This window comes from Psychrobacter sp. JB193 (genome assembly GCF_002285555.1).
GTDB lineage: Bacteria > Pseudomonadota > Gammaproteobacteria > Pseudomonadales > Moraxellaceae > Psychrobacter > Psychrobacter alimentarius.
On the sequence record NZ_NRGY01000005.1, the window covers coordinates 23,917 to 29,916 of the forward strand.

Genomic DNA, 6,000 nt, shown 5'->3' on the forward strand with positions numbered 1-6,000 from the left:
GCAATATATATTTAGTTGTATTTGCTACCTCCGAACTGAAGTAATTCATTTACATTTTTTAAGTGTGTTTTACGGATAACCTACCACATCTTCAAACATATACATGCCTAATTTTGAAACTTTTAGGATCTATTTTCCTCTAAATATAAACTAATCAACCTAAAGGGAGGTTATTATGAAATATTCAGCTATTGCTGTTGCCAATGCGTTTATTGAACAATCTAATAATGGAAAAACTAATAACTTAACTCCAATGAAGTTGCAAAAGTTAATGTTTTTTGCTCAATCATGGTATTTAAAGTCAAACAATAGCCCTTTGTTTGAAGGATACTTTGAGCGATGGCAATATGGCCCTGTTTTACCTGAAATTTACCATGAATTTAAAGTTTTTGGCGCTAAAAGTATCAGTAGTTTTGGTTACAGTATGTGGAGTGAGCTTCAAACAGTACCTTCTAACGACAAACAAGTAATCGAATTTCTAGAACAAATAACTGAAGCTTACGGTAACTATAGTGGTACTCAACTATCTTGGATGACACATCAACCAGAAACTGCATGGTCTAAAGGTGCAGTAGGAACTCTTATCAACTTTCAAGAGATGGTTGAAGGTAGAGTGTAATAATGTGAAATTAGATATAAGAACAACCTTTGAAGATATTGAAATTGAAGACATTAAAGAGAGTGACGTCAATCAAGAGACGCCACTCTCTTTTCCTATTTCTAAAGGCGCCATTACAAAATCTGGTGATATCATACGTTCTTATATGAAAGAATTAGATTCGACTTCTAAAAATACAATAAGTGAAGAAGAGTTCAGAGATGCACTATTTATATTAAAGCGGTATCGAGAAAATCATATCCCCTCTCTAAAGTATTTTTCTGCTTTATTAGAAGGTAAATTAAAGCGTTTGCAGGTTTTTGAACAAAGTATCGTTTCTTCTCGATCAAAAAGGTTAGAGTCTATAGCTAATAAGTTAGTGGTAAGGCCAACTATGAGATTAGCTCAAATGGACGATCTAGTAGGTATCAGAGTTACCTTACCTGATATGGAAGTTTTAGATCAGTTCATACATGACACTCATAATTGCGAAATAATTAACTCTGATTGTATTTTTGATGATTTCCATACTACAAACTATATCTCGGAACCGAAGCCTGATGGCTATAGAGGTATACATCAAATATTCAAATGTAAAGCTGATGGAAATAGTTATTTTAAATTAGAATTACAAATCCGAACTAAAATCCAGCATGAATGGGCAACTGTAGTAGAGATATTGGGATCTTTGCAACGTGTTTCATTTAAAGCAGGGCAAGGAAACGAAAGCTATCTACGTTTTCTTGAGTTATCAAGTGTTCTTTTTTCAATTGAAGAGGGTTCTCCTATAGTCGCTGCTTACGCAAAGCATACTCCATCAGATATATGTATTAAGTTAGATGTTTTAGATAAAAAATTACAGATTATTGAAATGCTAAGAGGTTTTACCTCCATACCCTCGCCTAAGCAAAGTGTTGAAGCAAAGTATTATTTAATTCAACTAAATTTATATACACATGAAACAAAAGTTTTGCCATATGACGATGAACGCGATGCTAACGAAGACTATGTAAGATTAGAGCAGGAATATCAAAGAAGTAATAATTTTGATGTTGTTTTAGTGTCTGTAGATGATGTCAATAAAATTGAAGAAGCTTATCCGAACTATTTTTTAGATAGTAATGATTTTATTAGTAGATACACTAAACTCTTAGTGAAATATTCATAATTAAAGTGAAGATGAAAAAACAGACATTCATTTGAATATTTCCAAGTATAACTTTTCTAAACTTGTATAAGCGTAAGGGTATTTTCCAAAATAGACTGCTAACTCTCTTAAGTTAGTTGTAGGGCACACTGACATTTATAATATCTGTTCTTCTCTACCTTAAAAGCAACCAAGCCATTTAGTTAGGTTAAAGTGCATTTCTAGATAGACATAATGTTCAGTGAATAACTATTCCACCAACCTAACTATGAGGCAAATCAAAAAGGGTTTGATGTGTAGCTCATGTCATTAGCATCTTCTATGCCTATAATTGAACAAAGTGTTGAGAAGTATGGGTAATTACCAAAAATAGACAGAAGATTGATATTATAAATTCGCAAATATTAAAAATATTAGTTATATAGGATTATTTTGTAATGGCAAATAGTGGACAAAGTACCGCAAATAGAAACCTCTCTAAGGCTAAGACAAACAAGAATGATGAGTTTTATACACAATACGAGGATATCGAAAAAGAAATAAATGCATATCTAGATTATGATCCAAATGTGTTTTTTAACAAAACCATATTGCTTCCATGCGATGATCCTGAATGGAGTAATTTTACAAGATATTTTGCTCAAAACTTTGTTAGGTTTGGTTTAAAAAAACTTATTAGTACAAGCTACGCTCCCAATAGAAAAATCTATAAAGAGGATTATCAACCTAGTCTATTTGAGAGTAAAGATCCACAATTTGATGCAAGTAAGGCTTTAAATAACGGTAAGATATTTACACTTACGAAGGATAAGTCAGGTGATGGTAAGATTGATATAGACGATTTGGAGTGGTCTTATTTAGAAGGTGATGGTGATTTTAGAAGTGAAGAGATTGAGAAACTAAGAAACGAAGCTGACATGATTATTACTAATCCACCTTTTTCATTATTTCGTGAGTTTCTAGCTTGGATAGTTGAAGCAGATAAAAAATTCGTCATCATAGGTAATATGAACGCTATCACCTATAAAGAAGTATTTCCTCTAATTAAAGAAAATAGAATGTGGTTAGGCGCAACAGGTAACAGTAATGATATGGTCTTTGCTGTTCCCGCTGGTGCGGAAGTTAAAGAAAGTGATAGGCAAAAGGCTGCCAAGCTTGGTTATATTGGCGACTACACAAGGTTAGGCAACTCATGCTGGTTTACAAGTTTTGAGCATGGTCGCCGCCATCAACCATTGCAATTGATGACTATGGAAGATAATTTACGTTTTAATAATAGAATGAAAGGAAATTCTGCTTACGAAGTATATGATAATTACGATGCAATCGAGATACCATTCACTAATGCTATTCCTCGCGACTATGACGGTGTCATGGGTGTTCCAATTAGCTTTCTTGATAAATACAACCCTGATCAATTTGAAATTCTAGGTGCTACACAAAGAGGGTGTCACGACGAAGTACCCGATACAAAAAAATATGATGATTATGTGGAAGTTAGGCAAAACGGAGAGAGAACAGGCTCTTCAGGCGGTAAAACTAATGAAAACACTAATATTGCGAAAAATGATGGAAAGAAAAATTATTTTATAAATAAAGATGGCCATATCGTTCAGTCAACTTATCAAAGAATATTTATACGTCATAAAAAATAATAAAGGGAAGTTAGTAGATGAAAGCAATACTTAATACAGAGACTACCATCAGTGATATTTGCAAAGGTTTTGTTTATAACGAGTTTGAGGGGAAAGGGGTGTTTGGTTTATCAGGAAGATTAACTATACAACCTGAATATCAACGTAATTATATTTATGCAGATGGTAAAAGAGACGTTGCTGTCATTGAGTCAATATTAAAAGGCTATCCTATAGGTCTCATTTATTTTAACAAAACTGATGAAAATAAATTTGAAGTATTGGATGGACAACAACGTATTACGAGTATTGGGAGGTTTGTTACTAATAAATTTGCCATTAAAGACAAAAATGGAATGCAGCAGTATTTTAATGGCATAGCTGAAGACCTACAAAAAAAAATTCTTGAGACAAAGCTGTTAGTTTACGAGTGTGAAGGCACAGAAACCGAGATAAAAGAATGGTTTAAAACCATCAATATTATAGGCGTTCCTCTAAATGAACAGGAGCTACTGAATGCAGTATACTCGGGAAGTTTTGTCACTCTTGCCAAAGAAGAGTTTAGTAATAGCCAAAACTCTAATGTCCAGAAATGGAGTAACTATATTTCAGGCACTGCTCTTAGGCAAGATTTTTTAGAAACAGCTTTAGACTGGGTAAGTAAAGGGAATATCAGCGACTATATGAGCCGCCATCGCACAGACACCGATATAAATGAGCTTAAAAATTACTTTGATAGTGTTCTGGACTGGGTGTCAACTGTGTTTCTAGACATTGAAAAGGAAATGAAAGGCTTAGAATGGGGGCGCTTGTATACAGAATACAAAGGAAAGCCCTTTGATCCTCAGCAAGTATCAAAAGAAGTCCAAAATCTTTATGCTGATCCATACGTCAAAAAGAATAGAGGTATTTTTGAATATATACTTGGCGGTTCTGTTGATACCAAACTCCTTGAAGTTCGTATATTTGATGATGCAACTAAAAGATCTACTTACAATAAGCAGAAAAATAAAGCCGAGATCGAAGGCGTTTCAAATTGTCCTCTATGTGCAATAAGCGACAACTCCAATAAAAAAAGAATCTGGAAGTTAAGCGAGATGGATGCTGACCATGTTAAAGCATGGAGTAAAGGCGGATCTACAGACTCTAAAAATTGCGAGATGTTATGTTCTAGCCATAACAGAGCTAAAGGAAATAAATAAAATTTTAGATTGTTGCGCATAATTTAGAATAAGAATCAGAAACTAATTTTGTAGAATAGCTTTAAAATTCGAGATACTCTCGAATTGGACGCTTCTTAAATTGAGAAGCGTCTCTTTTAAGGCGATTAATCATCTCAAATTCCCACGCTTTAGGATCTTGACCTGCTGGACTGGTAGAGCTCACCAAATGATTGTAATCTGCTATAAAGCTAGGGTTGCGAGCAATACGTCCTAGTTGCTTATCGCTAAGTCCTTCAATAGCAGTCATATCGGCATTATTAGCAATTTTAGTAGCAACTTTTTCTTTACTTTTCTTTGCTTTAAACTTGAATGTAAAGCTTTTAATGACACGTCCCTGTTTGTGCTGTTCGTATTCAGCAGTAATATCAGTATGTTCGTTGATTTGAGTGATCGCCAAGTCTAAAACCCGTCTTTTAAAGGCTTCTATTCGTTGGTATTCCTCTACCAAGCCCAGCTTCTCGCGCAATTCCACAAGTGATATCTGATTGGTTTTGCCTACTGACCTCCATTGAATAATTAACTCATATAGTCTGATTGCATACTCACTCTGCAATCCTACGACCTGCTTCAATTCATATTCCGTGTAACGCGCTTCAAGCCTCGTAATTAAAGGTATTACATCACTTGCAAATACTAACTCAACACAACCTAAGTCATCAATGTAGCCAATCTTATCTACCCAACGACTTTTATAATGTCCTATCTTTCCTGAACGTTCATCTATCTTACTATACGCAAAACCTGCCTCATACAATCCTTCTACTGCTCTTTTCATAGCTTCATAAGATGTATGTTTTTCAACATTAAATTGTTTGGTATAGCTTTGCGCGTAAATTCTTAATAACCCTCCAGCTTCTATTAATGTTTTTTGTTCCCTTGCCTCAATAATCGCTAAAAATATTAAGCGTTGTTCAACTACTCCTAAACTATAACTCGCGCCAATTAAAGAGTTGTCCTTAGTAACTAACTGTTTAGACATTTTCATCTTCCACCTAATTTTAAGCAACTATAATAGCTAAAAGTTGTTAAAGCAACATTTTTATATATTAGTTGCTTTATGGGTCGTAAAACGTTGCTTTATGGGTCGTAAAACGTTGCTTTATGGGTCGTAAAACGTTGCTTTATGGGTCGTAAAACGTTGCTTTATGGGTCGTAAAACGTTGCTTTATGGGTCGTAAAACGTTGCTTTATGGGTCGTAAAACGTTGCTTTATGGGTCGTAAAACGTTGCTTTATGGGTCGTAAAACGTTGCTTTATGGGTCGTAAAACGTTGCTTTATGGGTCGTAAAACGTTGCTTTATGGGTCGTAAAACCTCCTAATACCAATGGCTTCCGAGGACATAAAAGCTTTTAAAAGTATTTAAAAACATTAAAAACCTTTTTGGTTATTAATAATTA

At 34.3% G+C, this 6,000-nt stretch carries 5 protein-coding genes; 4 read left to right on the plus strand and 1 reads right to left on the minus strand.

Features of this window, described 5'->3' with window-relative positions; all coding sequences use genetic code 11:
• Positions 1-175: 175 nt before the first annotated feature.
• The 4 genes from CIK80_RS15080 (at position 176) to CIK80_RS15095 (ending at position 4,581) form a co-directional block, all read left to right on the plus strand.
• Positions 176-619: a type II toxin-antitoxin system antitoxin SocA domain-containing protein gene (locus CIK80_RS15080; protein ID WP_095570678.1), complete on the plus strand. Its 444-nt coding sequence runs from the start codon at positions 176-178 to the stop codon at positions 617-619.
• 4 nt (positions 620-623) lie between these two features.
• Positions 624-1,766, plus strand: coding sequence for a RelA/SpoT domain-containing protein (locus tag CIK80_RS15085; protein WP_143516805.1), 1,143 nt, complete (start codon positions 624-626; stop codon positions 1,764-1,766).
• Positions 1,767-2,182: 416 nt separating this feature from the next.
• Positions 2,183-3,400 carry an adenine-specific methyltransferase EcoRI family protein gene (locus CIK80_RS15090; RefSeq protein ID WP_095570680.1) on the plus strand — a complete coding sequence of 406 codons (1,218 nt, stop codon included), beginning with the start codon at positions 2,183-2,185 and terminating at the stop codon, positions 3,398-3,400.
• A gap of 17 nt (positions 3,401-3,417) precedes the next feature.
• Positions 3,418-4,581 (plus strand): DUF262 domain-containing protein, encoded by a 1,164-nt coding sequence (locus tag CIK80_RS15095; RefSeq protein ID WP_095570681.1) that lies wholly within the window; start codon positions 3,418-3,420, stop codon positions 4,579-4,581.
• A 61-nt stretch (positions 4,582-4,642) separates the two neighbouring features.
• Here CIK80_RS15095 and repM read toward each other — a convergent pair whose 3' ends face one another.
• Entirely contained in the window at positions 4,643-5,587 is a 945-nt protein-coding gene (gene repM, locus CIK80_RS15100; protein WP_227685541.1) for a replication initiation protein RepM, read from the minus strand.
• Positions 5,588-6,000: the final 413 nt, after the last annotated feature.